The organism is Campylobacter porcelli, from assembly GCF_002139855.1.
Lineage (GTDB): Bacteria > Campylobacterota > Campylobacteria > Campylobacterales > Campylobacteraceae > Campylobacter > Campylobacter porcelli.
This window is the reverse complement of record NZ_CP018789.1, coordinates 1,104,538-1,124,691: the sequence shown is the minus strand read 5'-3', so window position 1 is coordinate 1,124,691 and position 20,154 is coordinate 1,104,538. Positions and strand designations below refer to the sequence as shown.

Below are 20,154 nucleotides of genomic sequence, written 5' to 3'. Positions count from 1 at the left end.
TAATTCCAACTCCAATTCAAGTGGGTTTATAGCTCAGTTGGTTAGAGCATCCGGCTCATAACCGGATGGTCCCAGGTTCGAGTCCTGGTAAACCCACCATTTAGATTTCTTTTTTAAATTTTTAATATCTTTTTAATTTTTTAAATTTTCTTTAATTTTTAAAATCTCTTTTTATACCAAAATTTTCACTTATCTTTTTTCTAAAATATCATAAATATTATCTATAAGTGGTGTGAAAATTTCATTTATATAAGTTTTATTTTTTAATAGTTGGCCATATAATGCACCAAATTGCATATCATTATAATTATCTGTCAAAATATTAGCTATTTCATCATTATAAAGCTTTGTAAAATCATTTTTACTATTATTTTTTGCTCCGCTTTGTAGCTTGGTACTATTTAGTAGTTGCTCAGAGATATTTATAATAGCTTGAATTTGCGAGTTTTTTTCCATATTTAGACTAAGATTATCATTGATTTTTTTTATAATTTCTGAGAGCTTCTCTAGCTTGTTAGAGCCAATCTTCATTGAGCCAAAGTCACTCATCTCCATAACTGGGTCTGGCACTACTTTTACTCCTTTGTGAGTTTCATCTTTTAATACCTGAACATTTATCACGCCTATATCTATATCTATATTTTCGCTACTTCTATTTACATTTATAAGCTGTTTGAGCAAAATTTCTATAAAAATATATCTATTATTTAGCTTATCGCTAAAATTATCACCAAAAATGATTTTCAAATGTAAAAAGATCTTTTTGTAGTTTGTCAGCAACCCTTTGAACTCTATTTTATGCTTATCATCTAAATTATTTATTTGTGTTATTGCTTTTGTGAAATATGGTCTTACCATCTTTTGAGTATTATCATCTTTATTAAAAATAGCATCTGCTACCATCTTTTCTTCAAGTGGCATTAAGATATTATATCCATCTATTTTTGCGTCGATATCAAGTAAATCAGCCATATCAATGCCATCTTTTAGCATAGTTTGCGTATAATATGGCTCAAAACTCTTCATAATATCATCAAATTTATTTACAAAATCAAGCACAAAAGTAGTTTTATGTGGGAATTCTGGGCAAATTCTATTTAGCCTTGATAGTGTTTGAACGGCGGTTATTCCGCTAAGGGCTTTGATTACATACATTATACAAAGCTTATTTTGGTCAAATCCTGTTTGGTATTTATTCGCCACAAAAAGCACCCTTCGCTCATCTTTATTAAACTCACTAGGCAAAGATACTTCGCTTATGCCATTTATCTCGCTTTCGCTATACTCTGCGCCATCAATCTCTTTTTGACCGCTAAAAGCTATTAAAGGCTTAAAATCATATCCATGTGACTTACAATACTCGCAAAAAGCATAATAATATCTTATCACGCTTTCTATATCCTCACACACTACCATAGCCTTAGCTTTACTGCCCAGCAAAGCTGACCCACTACTAGCAAAATGCTCAGCTATCACAGCTACACGACTTTTTATTATATCAGTATTATGTCTGATTATATCTCTTATTTTGCGTTTTGCTTGGTTTTGTTCTACCTCTTTATCACTGCTTTTTAATACTATATTATAAAGAGTGTTATATGTTGTATAGTTATCAAGTACATTTAGTATATATCCTTCTTCTATCGCTTGTTTCATAGAGTATAGATGAAAAGGTACAAACATGCCATTTATCTCTTTACCAAATATTTGTAAAGTACTTTCCTTTGGTGTAGCTGTAAAGCCAAAAAGGCTTATATTTTTAGGTTTATTCTTTGCGCTAAATTCAGAACTAAGAGTATCTATCAAAGCCTCCATATTAGACCCGCTGGTGCTAGAGTGCGCTTCATCTATTATCACGGCGCATTTGGTGTCAAAATTTTTTAATTCATCTTTGATATAAGAGAATTTTTGGATTGTAGAAATTATGATTTTTACACTATTTTTTATAGCATCTTTTAAATCTCTTGAGCTATTTTCATCGCCAAGAGCTTTTATAAATCCTTCTTGATGCTTGATCTTGTTTATCTCATTTTGTAATTGTCTATCTACTACTATTCTATCGGTTACGATTATCACGCTTTCATATCTTACAGAGCCATTTTTATACAAAGATGCTAGCATATATGCCAGCCAAGCTATGCTTTTAGTCTTGCCAGATCCTGCGCTATGCTGGATTAAGTAGTTTTTATACTCTGAATTTTTCAAAATATCGCTTTTTACTTTATGTACTAGATCCATCTGATGATAGCGTGGGAAAATCATAACCCCCTTATCATCAAATATAAAATTTTTAATCAAATCAATTATATTATCCCTTACTAACACCTCTTCCCATAGATACCATACATTGCTTATTTTGCCTTCTATATCATCATTTCCAGCGCCCATGCCCTTGCCGCTGCCTTTGCCTTTGTTAAAAGGTAGAAATTTAGTCTTGAATTTTTCTAGCTTTGTAGTCATATAGCATTCATATAGATCCAAAGCAAAAAACACAATCGCACCAAGCCTATTATCAAATAGCCTATTTTGCGGATTTCTATCCTCTTTATACTGCCTTATAGCATCTTTATAATCCTGCCCTGAATAGTTGCTTTTAATCTCCATACAAGCAAACGCCACACCATTGACAAAAACCACTAAATCCACACGCTCTTTATTCTCATTATCGGCATTTACTTCTTGTATTATTGTGATTTTATTTTTTTCATATTTCTAGGCTAAATCAGCATTAAAGCCAGAGCTTTCTTTGTTATAAACTAGCTCTAAGTTTGTATTATTTATCATTACGCCATTTTTTAAGCACTCTAGAATTCCATTTTTGATTATATAGTCATTAATTTTAGAGATTATCTCATCGCCCTTTAGCCCAAGTGCGTTAAGCTCCTTTTCTTGCGTAGATTTTAAAAACTCTAGTAGTATCTCTTTATCCATTGCTAAATTTTTATCATAGTATTTTGCGCTTCGCTCTACAACTCCATTTTTAGCAAATTCTTTTATTATATCAGCTTGATACTGGCTTTTTTCAGCATATATAGTTTTAGCCATTTTTGTCCTTTAGAATTATATTTAAGTAACTCTTTTAGTTTAGTTTTGATTTTTTTAATAGCAATGCTGATTACTATTAAATTTCTAAGCTTTTTGCTTCTACTAAATTTTTCATTTTGTTTAATGTTAAACTCATGTAAATATTCATTCTAATTGAAATCCAAAATGATGGACTTTTCCCAAAAATAGTACCATATTTTGCAGCATCCATAAAAAATTTGTAACCCCAATTATCTACTATATTAAGTTTTTTTATAATTTCATTTTCCCAGAGTTTTTGAGCGATTTTTATATATGCTTCTTCGGTACTTGTCACTTCATCTATCCTATTTTTTTTATAATAAACTACTGCTTCATTATTATTTATAACTGGAATATCAATTCTAGGAATCCAACCCCTGGCCTTCATGTCGTATCTTATAGGATAAGTACAGCCATAATCACCATAACAATATTTGCTAGATAAATTTTTAATATAATACTCTTGCTCGTTTAGCTTAATCTTTCCCTCATTCTCAGGCAAAGTTTTTGGAAAGCTTGAAGCAAGATAAATTAGACCTTTAAAATGTTTTATATCATTAGCTGTATTTAATTCATTATATTTATCCAAGCAGTCTAAAATTAAAATAATCTTTTTGCGATCATCAATAATCTTTAAATACTCATTTAAATTTTCATCACCAGGTAGTCTTAAAGCAAGCGTTTCAAATTCATCTAAATTTAAAATTTGTTTTTTTACATCATCTATATTATCAGGAGCAAAGTGGATACAAGGAATTAAATTTTTAAAATCTTTTTTATATTTTTTTACAAATTCAACCCATTTTTTAAAACCATTATTTGGGGATAGAAAATCTCTAATTTCGTTGTTAATCAAATTTTCTTCCGTGGAAACATCTAAAATAAAATGAATATCCTTAAAATCTTCTTTTAACTCATTCATTTTTTTATCAATACTTCCAGTAAGATTATTTTTACTTATGCGTGACTTTGTAAGTGCTAAAATAGGTAAAATTTCATTTTTATTTTCTAATTTTGAAAAAGCTCTCAATTCTGAACTTCTAGTTTTTAACGCTGGAAAATAAAAATATTTCATCAATACTCCTTTATTAAACCAAGCCTATAAGCTCTATATTTTGCCGCCGCTGCCGAAACACCAAAATGTTCTGCGATATCTCCTAGCCTAGTTTTGCCATTTTTAATAATATTCAAAAAATCATCTTTTGGCATTAAAAGTTTTGCCGCAAAATCGTTTGCTTCAAATTCTTTTTGGTCTTTTGTGTTTTCACTTCTAAATAGTGCCACATCTTTTATGCTTTTATTATTTATTAAATATTCTCTATGCATACAATAATGCCCAAACTCGTGAGCCAATGTAAATCTTCTACGTTCATAAGAATGGTATTTGTTTATTGTAATTATAAATCCATCACTGATATATTCAATCATACCACTAATTTCTGAACTTAAATCATCATCAATAACCTCAATATTATCAAAAGTATTAACATAAGTATAAATATCAAATGGTGTTAATGTTATGTTCTTATCTTTTGCATCTAAAAGCAACATATCCCAAGTTATTATTTTTGTTTCTTTTTTCTCTTTTTTACTTGATATAAATGCCATATTTTTATCCTTTAATCTGATTGTTGTCAATCTCTATATATTCATCTCTATGAGAACCTTCTTGGTTTTCTTCTAGTAAAGACAATCTTCGCTCTATATCATCATATTTACTATCCACAATGCGTTTAATTTCTTGAGTTATAAGTTCATTTTTTATATCCTTAAATTCATTAGATTTAAAATATTCATCTATTCTATCATTCATTTGATCATTAATTTTGCTCCTTATATACACAAAAGACAATAGTGCAAAAATTCCCAAAAGTGCAACTGTAATCATTAAGATATTTGAATAAGTGCTAGTATAAATTCCAAAATAATCTTTTGGAGAAATAATTTTATTTTGTGTAATCAATGTTTCTAGTGTTGAATTTAAGTCCATTGTTGCATTCATTTCATTGCTAACAAAATAAACATCAGAAATTTCTTTACTTAAAAAATGCCAATGCATGCAAAAGCATATAATAGTATAAATAAACAAAATTAAAAAACTTATCCAATTTAAACTTATCACATTTAATTTTGTCACGCTAATTCCTTTAAGTAAAATCTATTTTTTAAAAGAAAAAAATCTCTTTCATTTTTAAATGCTTCAAAACACTCCAAATAAGCTTCTTTTAAATCTTCGATTAGTTTCTTTTTAATTTCTTTTTGTGAAAAATTCTTAGATATAAAATTATACATTTCAAACACATTTTTTTTATTTTTTGCTAATTTTTGAGCACTACTCCTAGAAAGCAAAAGTGCTCTACAAAAAGAGCTTGGTTTATTTTTTAATGGTTTTTTTATTAAAGCAAATTTACCGCAATCATATAAAATAATTCCTATTCTTTTATCTTCAAATCTAGCTATTTCTTTTTTAAATTTTTTATCCAAAACCAAGTAAAAATAATCAAATGTTAATAAATAATCCGTAATCTGTCCGTCAATTCTGCGCAAATTATCTCTAGCTGTCTTAATTTCATAAGCAATCAAATTATCCCCATTTAACGATATTAAATCAGCAATTCTTTTTGCCTTTAAAAAAGGAAATCCACTAGCCATCAAATTAATACTTCTATATTTCTTTAGTAACCAATATGAAAATTTTTCGCAAAGATCGTACTCATAATCAACCACAAGACCGCCTTTTGCATATCCAAATAAAATAAATTCCGTTATTATATATCAATTTTATCAATCCTTACTTAATGATATATCTATAAAATAACCACAACTATCATATACTTTATATTATTTTTATATTTTAGAATTTCAAAATTTTACTCATTCCACTCATTTTCTTGATAAATACCAAGAATGCTTATTTCATTATTATTTATAGTATAGGTTATCACATAGCCTTTATAAATAAGCTTATCGCTTCTTATTCTGCCGATATATGTAAAAATTAAAAGATTTTTGATTTTTGCTGATAAATTTAAGTGAAATTTTTTACCCTTTCTATCTGGTGCGATAAAATTAAAAATATCTTGCATTTTATTTTCATATCGTGGTATGGTTGTTATTACCATTTTTCCATCTCTTTTTCAAACTCGCTAAAAGGTCTTGCTTTTATCTCTCCTCTTTTTACTGCTAAGGCATCAGTTTCATAGCTTTGATATCTTTCATCGTTAAAGCTTTGTATTTTTATCTCTTTGCCATCTCTGTGTTAGGTTTTCAGCGATACTTTTGATTTGTTCTAGTAACGCATTATCAGCTTTTATCATTAAACTTGTCACTCTATCACCTTGAATTTTAGAATTCTAGCAGATTTTTAGTTCCTTTTTACCTGTTACGCATTCATAAATCAAAGATTTTTTATACTCTTTTAAAGTAGAAATTTGCTTTGTGTAATTCTTATTTAATCTATCTATTATCTCGCACTTACTATTCAAAAATTTCGCGATTTTTTCTTGCTTATCAAGCGGTGGATATAAAATTCTTAAATCCATAAATTCGTTAGTTCCCAGTGTAAAACGAATATTTTTAGAATATTGTTTGAATTTTCTATTAGTAAAAACAAAATCAAAAAATATCCTATATATTTAGAATTTAAATTTGATTTTGGATTACAAAATTTTATAAGCAGGAGAAATAATTTCGCTATATTTTGAAATACTAGAAAAAACAGCCGAAACATCAAGGTCAAAAAGACACATTATAATATCATCTTTTTTCACAATTTGATAAGTTTTAAAACTATCAGGAATTTTACCTTTCTGTTCGTTTTTTGTAATTGTTTTAACACCATTTTTTGTAAGTGATAAAATATCAAAATTTTTAAATTTATAACCTACAATTTCTTTTCTATGCGTAAAAACATAATTTATTGCGTATCACTTCCCAGTGTTTTGAAATTCTTCCTATCCAAGGAATTTGCTATCTTTAAATTCTAGAATTTGCTTACTCAACAAAAACCCCACTTTCTAGCTCTTTTACCTGCTGTTCTAAGCTTTTAAACTCCGCTTTTATCTCAGTTGTGCTTTTTGGGTTTTGGTATTTGTAGAAATAGCGAGCAAATGGAATTTCAGCGCCGATTTTGCCATCATCAAAGGCTTTGGCCACAGACAAATGTAGCAAAACTTCGCTTCTCATATACTTATCAATGTTTGCGTTTATATTTAGTATTTCAGTGTCGTGGCTATCTTTATCATAGATAATCTCGCCGTTTTTATCTCTTTGGATTTGTGCCTGCTTATCATCTTGGCTACATACTTTAGCGATTTTTCTAGCGTTTTGCTATCTAGTTTTAAAATTTTTTCTAAGCTCTTTTAGATCAAATTTGCTTGTGTTATAAAATTGATATCCGCTTAATCTTTCTAGCACCGTTGTTGGGGTGTCTTTGTCTTTATTATACTCTTCTAGCACCGCTTTTTTGGTATCAGCTAAGGCGCACTCAAATCTGCGTAAAATAACCATGGGGATAATTACATCTTTATATTTATCACTAGTGTAGGCTCCACGAAGTTTATCGGCAATATTCCAAATAAAATTTACCTCTTTGCTAATATCCATTTTTGCCCTTTTAATTGTTGATTATTGTCAAATATTATAGCATAAATTTACATATTATTAACAACCATAGAATTGTAAAATATATCAAATAATCTTAATTTATTGATATTATAAAATCGATATAATTTTATTTAAGAATTTTGGAATTTATTCGCAGATTTAGTAAGGTTAAATAGCATTAATCTGCGAATTTATAGCATTAATAAAGATAGTTTAACCCTAGTCTATCTCTTATAAGCGCTCTCGCCGTGTAAGCTCGCATCTAGCCCCATACTTTCGTGTTCGCTATCTACTCGAAGTGGAGTGAAGTAAGATATGGCTTTAAATATTATAAAGCTAATTATAGCTGATACGCTAAAGCATACCACAACCCCAAGAATCTGCTCTAAAAGTAAATGCGGATTAAAGCTTATAAACAACCCTTCAAATTCAATACTAGGATTTGTCTGCTTACTAGCAAAAAGCCCCACACACAAAGCCCCCCATATACCGCCAAATCCATGTAGAGAAAAGGCGTCTAATGAGTCGTCTAATTTTAGTTTGTATTTTATGATTATCAAGCCCCAAAAGCATACTATAGAAGCACTAATACCTATGATAATACTAGCTGCTATACCCACATATCCGCATCCTGGCGTGATACCCACAAGCCCAGCTACTAAGCCACTTAAAGAGCCTAGAATGCTAGGTTTTTGTCTATTTAAAATCTCTAGACAAATCCAAGCTATATATCCGCTAGAAGCTGAGATAATAGTCACTATAAAGGCATTTACGGCGATTTCATCTACCTTTCCAGCACTTCCAGCGTTAAATCCAAGCCAACCAATAAATAGCAAAATTCCACCCAAAAACGCATAAGGTATAGAGTGGGCTTGCTCGCTAATGTGTGCTATCTCTTTTCTAGCGCCCACCATTAAAACACCAATTAACCCAGCTGTTCCAGCACTGATATGGACCACTCCACCACCGGCAAAATCCAGCCCACCACGGGTTAATAAAAATCCTTGATCATCCCAAATCATATGAGCCAAACTAGCATAAACTAAAATACTCCAAAAAATCAAAAATATAGCCAAAACGCTAAGTTTCACACGCCCAACAAGCGATCCAGTGATAACGGCACTTGCGATTAGTGCAAACATCATTTGATATATCACGCTTAGAATTTGTGGTACTCCATTGTCATTTACGCCGTTGATACCATTTAAGAATGCAGCTGATAAATTTCCTATGATACCAAAGTAATCCCCTTCATAAGCTAATGAAAAGCCAACGATTATCCAAGTAAATGATACTAATCCAAATACTATGAAGCAATTCATTATAGTATTTAGTGCATTTTTAGCTTGGACTAATCCAGAGTAAAACATAGCTAACGATGGAGTCATTAGCAACACTAATAAAGAACAAAGCATTATAAATAGGGTGTTTATCGCATCCATTTATACTCCTTTTTGAAAAATATTTCGCATAATATCGAAAACTCTATAAAAATTTACTTAATTAAGAATAATTTAATATAAATTTTATGAGATATTTTAAATTTTACTCCAAAAATAAATTTTTATCATATATTTATGATCGATCTAAAAGTTGGAACACCATTTGCTTAACCACTATCAACTTTTTAATTTTTAAGATAAAGGACTTAAAGATGAGTTTTAGAATAAACACCAACATAGCAGCTATGAATGCTCATGCTAACTCAGTAGTAAATGATAGAGCTCTTAGTAGCTCACTAGGTCGCCTTAGCTCTGGTCTTAGGATCCAAACAGCAGCTGATGATGCCTCTGGTATGTCGATTGCTGATAGTTTGCGTAGTCAGGCTAACTCTCTTACCCAAGCCATATCTAACGCAAATGACGCTGTGGGTATCATCCAAACAGCTGATAAGGCTATGGATGAGCAGATTAAAATACTTGATACTATTAAAACTAAAGCTATCCAAGCAGCTCAAGATGGACAAAATAGTGACTCAAGAAGAGCTTTACAAAACGATATATCAAGACTTCTTGAAGAGCTAGATATGATAGCTACTACTACAAGCTTTAATGGACAACAACTATTAAATGGTAACTTCTCAAACAAAAACTTCCAAATAGGTGCTTATAGCAATGAGACTGCTAAGGTAAGTATAGGGGCTACAAATTCAAATACTATAGGGCATACGAGGTTTGAGACTGTATGTAATGTCGTAATATCTCATTTTTCAGCTATTAGTAAATTTTCTATAAAACTTAGCGGTATTGATGGCTATCCAAATGGATATGTTTTTCAACAAATTGTTTCAGATACAATGCAAACAGAGGGTTTTAAAGCAATTGCTGAGATGATGAATGGGGTAAGTGATTTAACTGGTGTAAAAGTTAAGGTTAATAATACTCAAATTTTTAGTGATGCTGTATCAACTGGCTCTATTAAAAACCTTACAATCAACGGAGTAACAATCGGGGATGTTGCGATTAAAGCTAATGATAGCGATAATGTATTAATCGGAGCTATCAACGCTAAAAAAGATGAAACTGGAGTAGAGGCAAGTATAGAAAATGGTCATTTGGTTTTAGCCGCTAAAGATGGTAGAGCTATTAGGATTGGAGCTCTATCTGGAGCAAGCTTTATGGGTGGCGATACTACCGGTTATTCTAATGGTTCTGCTGGTGGTGGCGTGGCATTTATGGGTTCTCTTACATTTATTCGCCAAGATGCTAGAGATATTAAGATAGGTATAGATGGATTATCTACTATGTCTGGATTTACAGATGGTGGAGCTATGATAAGTGCAGCTTCTATAGCTTCAAATGCTTATAATCAAGCTAGTGTAAATTTAAAATATATGAACTCTGGAACAATAAGTGCAACTTTGGCTAAAGCAATGGGGTATTTTAATGGTGGAGCTTCGGCAGCTGGTGGTGGCTGGGGCGATCAAGCTGGTGGTGTAAATACTTATGGTGGAGCTCAAGCTATGGCAGATGTGGCTGAGAGTGCTAGAAAGACTTTAGATAAGATTAGAGCTGATCTAGGATCAGTCCAAAATCAATTAATCGCTACTATTAACAATATCACAGTTACCCAAGTCAATGTCAAATCAGCTGAAAGTCAGATAAGAGATGTGGATTTTGCTAGTGAAAGTGCGAATTTCTCTAAATTCAATATCCTAGCTCAAAGTGGTAGCTACGCTATGAGCCAAGCTAATGCTGTTCAACAAAATATATTAAAACTACTACAATAAATAGTGGTTTAAAAGCTTTTAAATTTACTTTATTTAGTATTAAAAGCATAAATAGCAATAAGATTTAACTCTGCTTGCGGTGTGCGGTCGTTAGGAGAGTGATTAAGATAAACTCGCACAAAACTCATTAAACTTTACAAGTCCTTTTTATCCCTAGGAGACTAGGGGTAAAATACACTTCTAAAATTTTTTAAATTCAGCTATAATTAAAATAACACAATCAAAAAGAGTTAGCAATGATAGATATATTAAGCCTTATAGGTAGAGATGAGCCACTTTTTAGCTCTGATATGGCAAATTTAGATAATGAGCTAAGGAGCATTATAAGTAGATCTAAATTCTTAGTAGTAGGTGGTGCTGGAAGTATCGGTCAAGCGGTGGTAAAAGAGATTTTTGCTAGAGAGCCAAAAGCCCTTGATGTGGTGGATATCAGCGAGAATAATCTAGTAGAGCTAGTGCGTGATATTAGAAGTAGCTATGGGTATATTAGCGGTGGATTTGCTACATATGCTATTGATGCTGGGTCGCAGATATTTGCTGAGTTTATGAGATCAAATGAGTATGATTATGTATTAAATTTAAGTGCTTTAAAGCATGTAAGGAGTGAAAAGGATCCATACACGCTAATGAGATTAATCCAGACAAATATATTTAATAGCGATGAGATAATGAGACGCTCCAAGCGATATTTTACAGTTAGTAGTGATAAGGCTGCTAATCCTGTTAATATGATGGGGGCTAGTAAGAGAATTATGGAGATGTTTGCTTTTATGCGATCAAGCTTAACTCCTGTTAGTATGGCTAGATTTGCTAATGTAGCATTTAGTGATGGGAGTTTGCTTTATGGGTTTGAGCAAAGGATTAAAAAGCTCCAGCCAATTGTCGCTCCAAATGATGTCCGCAGATACTTCATAACGCCTAAAGAGAGTGGGGAGCTATGCTTATTAAGTGCGGTTTTTGGGGGTAATAGGGAGATATTTTTCCCTAAATTAGATGAGAGACTAAATTTGATTAAATTTAGTGATATAGCTGTGAAATATCTGAGATTTAAAGGCTATGAGCCATATATTTGCCAAGATGAGAGCGAGGCTAGAGCTAAGGCTAGAAAGCTATCTAGAAGTGGCAAGTGGGCGTGTCTATTTAGTAGTAGTGATACGACTGGGGAGAAGGATTATGAGGAGTTTTATACCGGTGATGAGAGATTGAATTTAGATAAGTTCAAAAGCATTGGCGTGATAGAAAATGATATGGATATAAGTAGCGATAGATTGCGTGAGTTTGAGCTAAATATCAAAGATATGATGGATAATTCTAAATTTGATAAAAGTGCGATAATGGCGGAATTTATGAGAGTTTTGCCTGAGTTTAATCATATAGAGAAGGGTAGATACTTAGATGGAAAGATGTAAGATATATGAAAAGATAATTAAATTTATAAAAGATGAGTATAAAGCCCAAAGCGTCGCCTTACACGAGCCAAAATTCATTGGCAATGAGATGAGATATTTAAAGCAGTGTATAGATAGTGGATTTGTCTCTAGTGTGGGGCAGTTTGTAACTGATATAGAGATGGATATGGCTAGGATAACAGGGGCTAAATATGCTGTGGCTATGAGTAGTGGCACGGCGGCTTTACATATAGCTTTGATATGTGCTGGGGTAAGGGCTGGTGATGAGGTTATAACTCAGCCTTTGAGTTTTGTAGCTACGGCAAATGCGATTAGCTATACTGGTGCTAGTGCGGTATTTGTAGATGTAGATATGGATACGATGGGAATGAGCCCAAGTAGCTTAAGTAAATTTTTAGATAAAAATTGTGGCAAAAAAGATGGCAAATGCTACAATAAAATTAGTAACAAATTTATATCAGCTTGCGTGCCTATGCATACATTTGGTATGATGTGTAAGATAGATGAGATAGCTCAAATTTGTGATATTTGGGGGATAAATTTGGTTGAAGATAGTGCTGAAAGCTTAGGTAGTTTGTATAAGGGCACTCATAGTGGGAGATTTGGCCTTGCGGGGGTGTTTTCGTTTAATGGTAATAAGATAGCTACAAGCGGCGGCGGTGGGGTGCTAATAAGCGATGATGAGAATGTAGCTAAAATGGCTAAGCACCTAAGCACCACAGCCAAAGTCCCCCACCCATATGAGTATAATCACGATTATATCGCATATAATTACAGAATGCCAAATTTAAACGCTGGATTGCTAAAAGCTCAACTTGAAAATCTAGATATATATTTAAAAGACAAAAGAGAGTTAGCTCAAAAATATGCTAAATTTTTTGATAACTTGGGGATAAAATTTATTAATGAGCCTAAGGATTGCCTTAGTAATTACTGGCTAATGGGTATTATCTTAGATGATAAAAATAGTCGTGATGAACTGCTAAAATATGCTAATGAAAAATCAGTGATGATGCGTCCAGCGTGGAGATTAATAAGTGAGCTAGATATGTATAAAAACTGCATAAAAGATGAGAATAAAAATGCCAAATATCTAGCTGATAGGATAGTAAATATCCCAAGCGGAGTTAGGTTAAATTTGGCTTGATGGCTAAGCTAATGTAACGCATTATTTAAAATTTAAATTTATTTTTCTATTTTTAGCTAAAAAATAACCAAATTTAGCTAGAATTGATCAAAATTTTTAAAAGGGTAACTTTATGATATATAAAATTTTAATTGCCAATCGTGGCGAAATAGCTGTTAGAATCGTTAGGGCGTGTAAGGATTTACATATTAAAAATGTAGCTATTTACACAGAGCCAGATAAAGACTCACTCCATGTCAAGGTCGCTGATGAGGCGTATGAGATAGGCAAAGATCCGATAAAAGGCTACTTAGACGCTAGTAGAATTGTAGAAGTGGCTAAGGCTTGTGGGGCTGATGCGATACACCCAGGGTATGGATTTTTAAGTGAAAATTATGAATTTGCTAAGTTGGTTGAAGATGCGGGACTTACATTTATAGGGCCAAAATCTGAAGTCATTTTAAAGATGGGAAATAAAAATATCGCTAGAAATTTAATGCATAAAAATGGCATTCCAGTCGTGCCAGGGACTGAGGCGTTAAATAAAGAAAGTATAGAAACCATAAAATTAGAAGCTGAAAAAATTGGCTATCCAGTTATCTTAAAAGCAAGCGGCGGCGGCGGTGGTCGTGGCATTAGAGAGGTGTGGGATCCAGCTGAACTTGAAAGTAGCTATGAGAGTTGTAAAAGGGAGGCTAAGGCGTTTTTCAATAACGATGAGGTCTTTATGGAGAAATTAATTGTCAAGCCTAGACATATTGAGTTTCAAATTTTAGGTGATAATTATGGCAATCTAATCCACCTTTGTGAGCGTGATTGCTCTATCCAAAGACGCCATCAAAAGGTTATCGAGATAGCACCTTGTCCTACTATCAGCGAGGATTTACGCAAAAGAATGGGGGTAGCAGCAGTAGCAGCAGCTAAGGCTGTGGGATATACTAATGCGGGGACGATTGAGTTTTTATTAGATGATTATAATAATTTTTATTTTATGGAGATGAATACTAGAATTCAAGTCGAACACGGCGTAACTGAAGAGATAGTAGGAGTAGATCTCATCTCTAGACAAATTCGCATTGCTGCAGGCGAGATACTAGATATAGACCAAACCGAGGTTAAACCACAAGGGGTGGCTATAGAAGCTAGGATTACGGCTGAGAATGTGTGGAAAAACTTTATCCCAAGCCCTGGTAAGATAACTGGCTACTTCCCAGCCTTAGGGCCTGGCGTAAGGGTAGATAGCCATATGTATCAAGGATACTCTATACCGCCATTTTATGACTCACTTGTGGCTAAGCTAATTGTAAAAGCTAGAAGTTATGATTTAGCTGTAAGCAAGCTTGAGAGAGCCTTAGATGAATTTACTATTGAAGGCGTTAGAACTACGCTACCATTTTTATTGGCAATATCTAAAAGAAGGCACTTTAGACGCGGATTTTTTGATACTAGCTATATCGAAGAGAGACTTCAAGATATATTAGAAAATACCCACGATAGCAACCAAGAGAACAAAGAAGAGGTAATCGCAGCCATAGCCGCAGCGATCCAAAAGGTAAAATCTAGTAGAGAAAATGGATAATTGATGGATTTTTTAGATAGTTTAAAAGAGATAAAAGGCAAGATGGTAAAAGAGCAAAAAGCCACGCCAAAGCAGTCAAATCCAAATAAAGATGAGATTAAGGATATATTTGATGAAGCCCATAAGGAGGCTAAGCTAAGGGATGAATTTATGGAATTCATCAAATATTCGGATATTAAAAAGCTTGACTGAGATTGAGTTTAGCACCCTTGATACGCCATGTGCGTATCTGAATGGGAAAATGGCTAGGAGTAGTTATAAATATATATTTAATGCTTCGTATGATTATAACTCCGCTTTGGTAGAGCATGGATATAGGAGATTTGGCAAATACTTCTCCAAGCCAATTTGCGATGGATGCAGTGAGTGTAAAAGCCTAAGAATTGATGCTGAAAAATTCAAATTCACCAAAAGCCTAAGGCGAGTAATCAGTAAAAATGAAGAGGCTAAAATAGAAGCTATCATAACTCGCCCACACATAAGCCAAAAGCATATAAATTTATATGAAAAATATCATAAATTTATGGAAAATAAGCGTGGTTGGAAGTATCATCAGATGGATTATGAGCGATATTTTGATGTCTATGTAGATGGTGCTGGGGAGTTTGGCTTTGAGGTGGATTATTATGATGGAGATAGCTTGATTTGTGTTGATCTTATCGATATTACCGCTGATGGCATTAGCTCAATTTACTGCTTTTGGGACATAGATTATGCATATTTGAGCCTTGGGAAATACTCGCTTTTAAATCAAATTTTAATAGCAAAAGCACATAAATTGCCATGGATATATCTAGGATTTTATGTTAAAGGTTGTGAAAGCTTGGAGTATAAAAGCGACTATAAACCATATCAAATTTTACAAGATTACTCTGAGCTTGATGAGATGGCGATTTGGATTTAGTGGAACATAATTTGCTTTAATAACCTTAAAATAAATTTATAGGGCTTGAAATGGAGATTACACAGACATTAGAGTCAATTACTATTGTAACTGATGATTGTGATTTATATCTAAATCTTATCTATAAAATACGCCAAAGCTTTGCTAATGTGATTGGAACTCGTGATAGAATTATTATATTTTATAATGAAAATGAACTAATCCAGCGTAAATATCTACTTAAATTTATAGCAAATTTATATAGAAAAACCGTTGGAAGTGGGGTTGAGTTTTGGCTTACTCATCATAAAAATATTAAGCTAATATATAAAAATCCAACTTCACTACAAATATTAATAGATATAGATATTAAATTTGAAGATTCTAAAGTTTTATTTGATCTTAAAAATAGCGAAGAGCTATTTGCAAAATATCTAATGCGTGGATTTAATGATGCTAATTGCGACTATTTCCCGCGACAAAATTGGCTATTTTTTACCCCAAAAAGCCAAAAAGATATAGATACCCTTTCAAATATAATAAACATAAAAGAGCATTTAAAATATACGGTAAATTTCAACTATAATAAAGATGAATTTGAGCTTTTCAAACGCAGATTTAACGCATTAAACTCTAAAGAGTATAAACGCAAATTTACTATGCTAGCTACGCTTTTAGAAGACCACTTTCACACTCTTGGGTGCGAAGTGGGCGATGATTATGATACAGTTCGAGCTAGTTATTTAAATTTAATTAAAATTTACCACCCAGATCGCAATGCGATCAAATCAGATGAGATTAAAAAGAGCTACACAGATAAATTTCAAAAAATCGGCTTAGCTTATGAGGCCTTAAAACCATATTTTCAAGAGCAAAAAAATTTTATAAAATCACAAGGATAGATATGAAATTAGGTGTAAATATAGATCACATAGCTATACTTAGACAAGCAAGGCAGGTAAATGACCCAGATATATTAAATGCGATGTATTTAGCCATTGGTGCTAGGGCCGATCAGATCACAATCCATCTTCGTGAAGATCGCAGACATATAGATGATATAGATGCGAAAAATATTATAAATTTTTGCTCAATTCCAGTAAATTTAGAGTGCGCAACTGCGATTACAGATATAGTCTTAAGCTTGCGACCTAACCGCGCTACCATAGTGCCAGAAAAGCGTCAAGAGCTAACCACAGAGGGGGGATTAAACCTTAGTAGCCCTGAGCTACCTTCAGCGATTAAGGCTATGATGGGTGCTAATATCGATGTATCTTTGTTTATAGATCCAAATTTAGATGATATAAAAGCAGCTAAAGAGCTAGGCGTAAGCACGATTGAGCTACATACTGGGAGCTTTGCTAATGCTTATTTAATGGCATTTTCTAATATCTCTAAGACCAAATTTAGCATTAAATCTTTAGAGAATATGGATATTAAAGAGGCTTTAGAAGCTGAGCTTGATAGGATTAGGGTTGGGGCTAAATTTGCTAAAAATATAGGGCTAAAAGTCGCAGCCGGTCATGGGCTAAACTACCAAAATGTAGGGCTTATCGCTAAAATTCCAGAAATTTTTGAGCTAAATATAGGTCAAAGCATAGTAGCACGATCGGTATTTGTAGGTTTAGATCAAGCTATAAAAGAGATGAAAAGGCTGATTGATGAGGCCTAAAATTGCAATTAGCGTAGGGGATATAAATGGCGTTGGCATTGAGATTGCCCTAAAAAGTCATAAAGATATAATTCAAATTTGCAAACCAATATATTTTATAAATTCCAAGCTATTAAGCCGTGCTGCAAAGCTCTTAAATAGCTATATTCCGCCTGAATTTGATATATATGAGTGTGGCGATGATTTTGAGATAAAGCCAGGCGAGGTAAGCAAAAAAAGCGGTAAATTCTCATTTATTAGCTTTGAAAACGCCTTAAATTTCACCGCCAAAGGCAAAGCAGACGCACTTGTAACCTTGCCAATAAATAAAGAGAGTTGGAAAAGAGCCAAAATCCCATATAAAGGGCATACTGACGCACTTAGTAGCTACTTTAATCGTGATGCGATTATGATGCTTGGGTGTGATGAGCTTTATGTAGCGTTATTTAGCGATCATATAGCATTAAAAGATGTTAGCAAAAAGATTAAATTTAAATCTCTTAAGCGATTTTTGCTCGATTTTTACACCTCTACGAAATTTGAAAAAGTAGGGGTCTTAGGCTTTAATCCCCACGCTAGTGATAATGGAACTATCGGCGGAAAAGAGGAGATTGAGATCAAAAGAGCTATAAAAGAGGTAAATAATATACTAAATAAGCCTATTTTTATAGGTCCGCTTGTGCCTGATGCGGCATTTACACCAAATTCTCTAAAATCAACTAATCGCCTAATCGCCCTTTATCACGATGTTGGCTTAGCACCGCTAAAGGCGTTATATTTTGACCGCTCTATTAATATAAGCTTAAATTTACCAATCATTCGCACAAGTGTCGATCACGGCACCGCTTTTGATATAGCCTATCAGTCTAAAGCTGATAATAAAAGTTATATACAATCCATTAAATTTGCATTAAATTCAGTAAAAATTTAAGCCGAAAAAGATAAAATAAAATCATAATAAAAGAGATTAGAGGGGGTTTGCTTGGGTCGAGATAATCTTTTTGCTGCTTTGCTTTTTATCATTTCGTTAGTGGTTTTTTTTACTTGGGGTTATGGATATATAGATGGCCATCATCTACTGCTTTTTATCTTAGCTAGTATTTTTGGTCTATTTATGGCGTTTAATATCGGTGGCAATGATGTCGCTAACGCCTTTGGCACAAGTGTGGGAGCGAAAACTCTTACTATTAAACAAGCACTTATAATAGCTGCTGTATTTGAGCTAAGCGGTGCTGTGTTTGCTGGAGCGGAGGTTACAAATACTATTAGAAGTGGGATCGTAACCTTGCCAAATAGCGGTAATGTCAATCCTATGATTTTTGCTGCGGTTATGCTCTCAGCCCTTATGAGCTCTGGAATTTGGCTCTTTATCGCTACTAAAAAGGGTTTGCCAGTATCTACTACTCATGCTATTGTAGGTGGTATCGTGGGGTCTAGCTTGATAATGGGATATATATATTATAATGATGGCAATACTCTAGATATGGTAAAATGGAGCTCCATTGGTAGTATCGCACTTAGCTGGGTAGTATCTCCTGTGATGGGTGGGGTGATTGCTTATATGGTATTTGGCTACATTAAAACCAAGATTATCACTCCAAGCACAGAGCTACAATCACAAATCAAAGCTATTAAAGCTCAAAAACGAAGCTTTAAAGAGAGCTATATAAAAGAGCTATCAAATAAGAGTGAAGCCGAGCAAATTCAAGAGCTTAGAAATATCGCTATTAGCGATGATGAAGATGTAGTAAGTAGTAGTCCATTTAGAGAGAAGATTAAGGAATTTAAAAAGCAAGAAAAGCTAATAGATGCGATGAAATATATGAGAATTCATATACCGATTTTAGCCGCAACTGCTGCGATGATTATCTCATCTACGCTTTTGTTTAAGGGGCTAAAGCATATGAATTTGAAATTTAGCACCATTGAGACTATTTGGATACTATTTGTTATTGGCACAGCGGCGTATTTGGTTAGCTTTTCTATTGTTAATATGATGAAAAAGGACAATCCACAAAAGGGCATTAATAGAATTTTTGGCTGGTTTCAGATATTTACCGCCTCATCATTTGCATTCTCTCATGGGGCAAATGATATAGCAAACGCCATTGGTCCGTTCGCTGCGATTTTAGATGTTTTAAAAAATAACGCCATAAATAGCACTGCGGCAATCCCAGCAATTGCGATGGTAACTTTTGGCGTGGCACTTGTGGTAGGGCTATGGTTTTTAGGTAAAGAGGTTATCACTACAGTTGGGACTAAGCTTACAGAGATTTTGCCTACGACTGGATTTAGTGCTGAGCTATCAGCGAGTATAGTTATATTAATCGCTACTAAGATGGGGCTACCTATTAGCTCAACCCATGTTTTGATAGGAGCGGTGCTTGGCATTGGGCTATATAATCGCAATGCTAATTGGGGAATGCTAAAGCCAATTGGTCTAGCGTGGGTGATAACGCTTCCAGTATCTATGATAGGTTCAGCCGTAGCTTTCTTAATTATTGTAAATATTTTAGGATTATAATAGTTGGCTTTGTTGCAATTAAATATTGATTTATTACAAATAGACCAAGCTATGCCATTGATGGTAGCATATATTTATAATG

Annotated in this window: 21 protein-coding genes and 1 tRNA gene; 11 read left to right on the top strand and 11 right to left on the bottom strand. The window is 33.2% G+C overall.

What is annotated here, in order from left to right; all coding sequences use genetic code 11:
• Positions 1 to 22: 22 nt before the first annotated feature.
• Positions 23 to 99 (top strand) — tRNA-Ile (locus tag CSUIS_RS05660).
• Between the two features lie 90 nt (positions 100 to 189).
• Here CSUIS_RS05660 and CSUIS_RS05655 read toward each other — a convergent pair.
• The 11 genes from CSUIS_RS05655 to CSUIS_RS05605 form a co-directional block, all read right to left on the bottom strand.
• Positions 190 to 2,694 carry a DEAD/DEAH box helicase family protein gene (locus CSUIS_RS05655; RefSeq protein WP_257789245.1) on the bottom strand — a complete coding sequence of 835 codons (2,505 nt, stop codon included), beginning with the start codon at positions 2,692 to 2,694 and terminating at the stop codon, positions 190 to 192.
• Between the two features lie 18 nt (positions 2,695 to 2,712).
• On the bottom strand, positions 2,713 to 3,045 hold the full coding sequence (locus tag CSUIS_RS05650) for a hypothetical protein (RefSeq protein WP_086297768.1): 333 nt from the start codon (positions 3,043 to 3,045) through the stop codon (positions 2,713 to 2,715).
• A 76-nt stretch (positions 3,046 to 3,121) separates the two neighbouring features.
• Positions 3,122 to 4,141, bottom strand: coding sequence for a beta family protein (locus tag CSUIS_RS05645; protein WP_086297764.1), 1,020 nt, complete (start codon positions 4,139 to 4,141; stop codon positions 3,122 to 3,124).
• Positions 4,141 to 4,674, bottom strand: a complete 534-nt coding sequence (locus CSUIS_RS05640; RefSeq protein ID WP_086297761.1) for an ImmA/IrrE family metallo-endopeptidase — start codon at positions 4,672 to 4,674, stop codon at positions 4,141 to 4,143. Before CSUIS_RS05640 ends, CSUIS_RS05645 begins: the two co-directional genes overlap by 1 nt.
• A gap of 4 nt (positions 4,675 to 4,678) precedes the next feature.
• Positions 4,679 to 5,203 (bottom strand): hypothetical protein, encoded by a 525-nt coding sequence (locus CSUIS_RS05635; protein ID WP_086297758.1) that lies wholly within the window; start codon positions 5,201 to 5,203, stop codon positions 4,679 to 4,681.
• The gene (locus CSUIS_RS05630) at positions 5,200 to 5,793 is read right to left on the bottom strand and encodes a sce7726 family protein (RefSeq protein ID WP_086297755.1); all 594 of its coding nucleotides are present in this window, start codon (positions 5,791 to 5,793) and stop codon (positions 5,200 to 5,202) included. The genes CSUIS_RS05635 and CSUIS_RS05630 overlap by 4 nt, the downstream gene beginning before the upstream one ends.
• Before the next feature lie 143 nt (positions 5,794 to 5,936).
• Positions 5,937 to 6,188 carry a type II toxin-antitoxin system RelE/ParE family toxin gene (locus CSUIS_RS05625; RefSeq protein WP_086297752.1) on the bottom strand — a complete coding sequence of 84 codons (252 nt, stop codon included), beginning with the start codon at positions 6,186 to 6,188 and terminating at the stop codon, positions 5,937 to 5,939.
• Positions 6,189 to 6,419: 231 nt separating this feature from the next.
• Positions 6,420 to 6,551: a hypothetical protein gene (locus CSUIS_RS08640; protein WP_257789239.1), complete on the bottom strand. Its 132-nt coding sequence runs from the start codon at positions 6,549 to 6,551 to the stop codon at positions 6,420 to 6,422.
• Positions 6,552 to 7,059: 508 nt separating this feature from the next.
• A complete protein-coding gene (locus CSUIS_RS05615) occupies positions 7,060 to 7,251 on the bottom strand; it encodes a hypothetical protein (protein WP_086297746.1) in 192 nt (63 codons plus the stop codon).
• 144 nt (positions 7,252 to 7,395) lie between these two features.
• A complete protein-coding gene (locus CSUIS_RS05610; protein ID WP_086297743.1) occupies positions 7,396 to 7,671 on the bottom strand; it encodes a type I restriction-modification system subunit M N-terminal domain-containing protein in 276 nt (91 codons plus the stop codon).
• A gap of 224 nt (positions 7,672 to 7,895) precedes the next feature.
• Positions 7,896 to 9,113, bottom strand: a complete 1,218-nt coding sequence (locus CSUIS_RS05605; RefSeq protein ID WP_086297740.1) for an ammonium transporter — start codon at positions 9,111 to 9,113, stop codon at positions 7,896 to 7,898.
• A 212-nt stretch (positions 9,114 to 9,325) separates the two neighbouring features.
• On the opposite strand from CSUIS_RS05605, the gene CSUIS_RS05600 reads away from it, so the two are divergent.
• From CSUIS_RS05600 to CSUIS_RS05555, 10 genes are all read left to right on the top strand, one after another.
• Positions 9,326 to 10,900 (top strand): flagellin B, encoded by a 1,575-nt coding sequence (locus CSUIS_RS05600; RefSeq protein WP_086297737.1) that lies wholly within the window; start codon positions 9,326 to 9,328, stop codon positions 10,898 to 10,900.
• Positions 10,901 to 11,136: 236 nt separating this feature from the next.
• Entirely contained in the window at positions 11,137 to 12,309 is a 1,173-nt protein-coding gene (locus tag CSUIS_RS05595) for a polysaccharide biosynthesis protein (protein WP_086297734.1), read from the top strand.
• Positions 12,296 to 13,456, top strand: coding sequence for a LegC family aminotransferase (locus tag CSUIS_RS05590; RefSeq protein ID WP_086297731.1), 1,161 nt, complete (start codon positions 12,296 to 12,298; stop codon positions 13,454 to 13,456). Before CSUIS_RS05595 ends, CSUIS_RS05590 begins: the two co-directional genes overlap by 14 nt.
• Positions 13,457 to 13,568: 112 nt before the next feature.
• Positions 13,569 to 15,014 carry an acetyl-CoA carboxylase subunit A gene (locus CSUIS_RS05585; protein WP_086297728.1) on the top strand — a complete coding sequence of 482 codons (1,446 nt, stop codon included), beginning with the start codon at positions 13,569 to 13,571 and terminating at the stop codon, positions 15,012 to 15,014.
• 3 nt (positions 15,015 to 15,017) lie between these two features.
• Complete coding sequence (locus CSUIS_RS05580) at positions 15,018 to 15,206, top strand: hypothetical protein (RefSeq protein ID WP_236860768.1); 189 nt, start codon at positions 15,018 to 15,020, stop codon at positions 15,204 to 15,206.
• Positions 15,199 to 15,918 (top strand): arginyltransferase, encoded by a 720-nt coding sequence (locus tag CSUIS_RS05575; RefSeq protein WP_086297723.1) that lies wholly within the window; start codon positions 15,199 to 15,201, stop codon positions 15,916 to 15,918. The genes CSUIS_RS05580 and CSUIS_RS05575 overlap by 8 nt, the downstream gene beginning before the upstream one ends.
• Before the next feature lie 50 nt (positions 15,919 to 15,968).
• Positions 15,969 to 16,799: an adenylosuccinate lyase gene (locus tag CSUIS_RS05570; RefSeq protein WP_086297721.1), complete on the top strand. Its 831-nt coding sequence runs from the start codon at positions 15,969 to 15,971 to the stop codon at positions 16,797 to 16,799.
• A 2-nt stretch (positions 16,800 to 16,801) separates the two neighbouring features.
• On the top strand, positions 16,802 to 17,569 hold the full coding sequence (locus CSUIS_RS05565) for a pyridoxine 5'-phosphate synthase (RefSeq protein WP_086297718.1): 768 nt from the start codon (positions 16,802 to 16,804) through the stop codon (positions 17,567 to 17,569).
• Positions 17,556 to 18,479, top strand: a complete 924-nt coding sequence (gene pdxA / locus CSUIS_RS05560; protein ID WP_086297715.1) for a 4-hydroxythreonine-4-phosphate dehydrogenase — start codon at positions 17,556 to 17,558, stop codon at positions 18,477 to 18,479. Before CSUIS_RS05565 ends, pdxA begins: the two co-directional genes overlap by 14 nt.
• A 51-nt stretch (positions 18,480 to 18,530) precedes the next feature.
• Positions 18,531 to 20,072 (top strand): inorganic phosphate transporter, encoded by a 1,542-nt coding sequence (locus CSUIS_RS05555; protein WP_086293283.1) that lies wholly within the window; start codon positions 18,531 to 18,533, stop codon positions 20,070 to 20,072.
• Positions 20,073 to 20,154: the final 82 nt, after the last annotated feature.

Coding starts and splice junctions, on each gene's coding strand:
- CSUIS_RS05640 (WP_086297761.1), bottom strand. CDS start 4,674: ATGGCATTTATATCAAGTAAAAAAGAGAAAAAAGAAACAAAAATAATA.
- CSUIS_RS05605 (WP_086297740.1), bottom strand. CDS start 9,113: ATGGATGCGATAAACACCCTATTTATAATGCTTTGTTCTTTATTAGTG.
- CSUIS_RS05590 (WP_086297731.1), top strand. CDS start 12,296: ATGGAAAGATGTAAGATATATGAAAAGATAATTAAATTTATAAAAGAT.
- CSUIS_RS05610 (WP_086297743.1), bottom strand. CDS start 7,671: ATGGATATTAGCAAAGAGGTAAATTTTATTTGGAATATTGCCGATAAA.
- CSUIS_RS05595 (WP_086297734.1), top strand. CDS start 11,137: ATGATAGATATATTAAGCCTTATAGGTAGAGATGAGCCACTTTTTAGC.
- CSUIS_RS05565 (WP_086297718.1), top strand. CDS start 16,802: ATGAAATTAGGTGTAAATATAGATCACATAGCTATACTTAGACAAGCA.
- CSUIS_RS05580 (WP_236860768.1), top strand. CDS start 15,018: ATGGATTTTTTAGATAGTTTAAAAGAGATAAAAGGCAAGATGGTAAAA.
- CSUIS_RS05645 (WP_086297764.1), bottom strand. CDS start 4,141: ATGAAATATTTTTATTTTCCAGCGTTAAAAACTAGAAGTTCAGAATTG.
- CSUIS_RS05650 (WP_086297768.1), bottom strand. CDS start 3,045: ATGGCTAAAACTATATATGCTGAAAAAAGCCAGTATCAAGCTGATATA.
- CSUIS_RS05615 (WP_086297746.1), bottom strand. CDS start 7,251: ATGAGAAGCGAAGTTTTGCTACATTTGTCTGTGGCCAAAGCCTTTGAT.
- CSUIS_RS05600 (WP_086297737.1), top strand. CDS start 9,326: ATGAGTTTTAGAATAAACACCAACATAGCAGCTATGAATGCTCATGCT.
- CSUIS_RS05625 (WP_086297752.1), bottom strand. CDS start 6,188: ATGGTAATAACAACCATACCACGATATGAAAATAAAATGCAAGATATT.
- CSUIS_RS05585 (WP_086297728.1), top strand. CDS start 13,569: ATGATATATAAAATTTTAATTGCCAATCGTGGCGAAATAGCTGTTAGA.
- CSUIS_RS05570 (WP_086297721.1), top strand. CDS start 15,969: ATGGAGATTACACAGACATTAGAGTCAATTACTATTGTAACTGATGAT.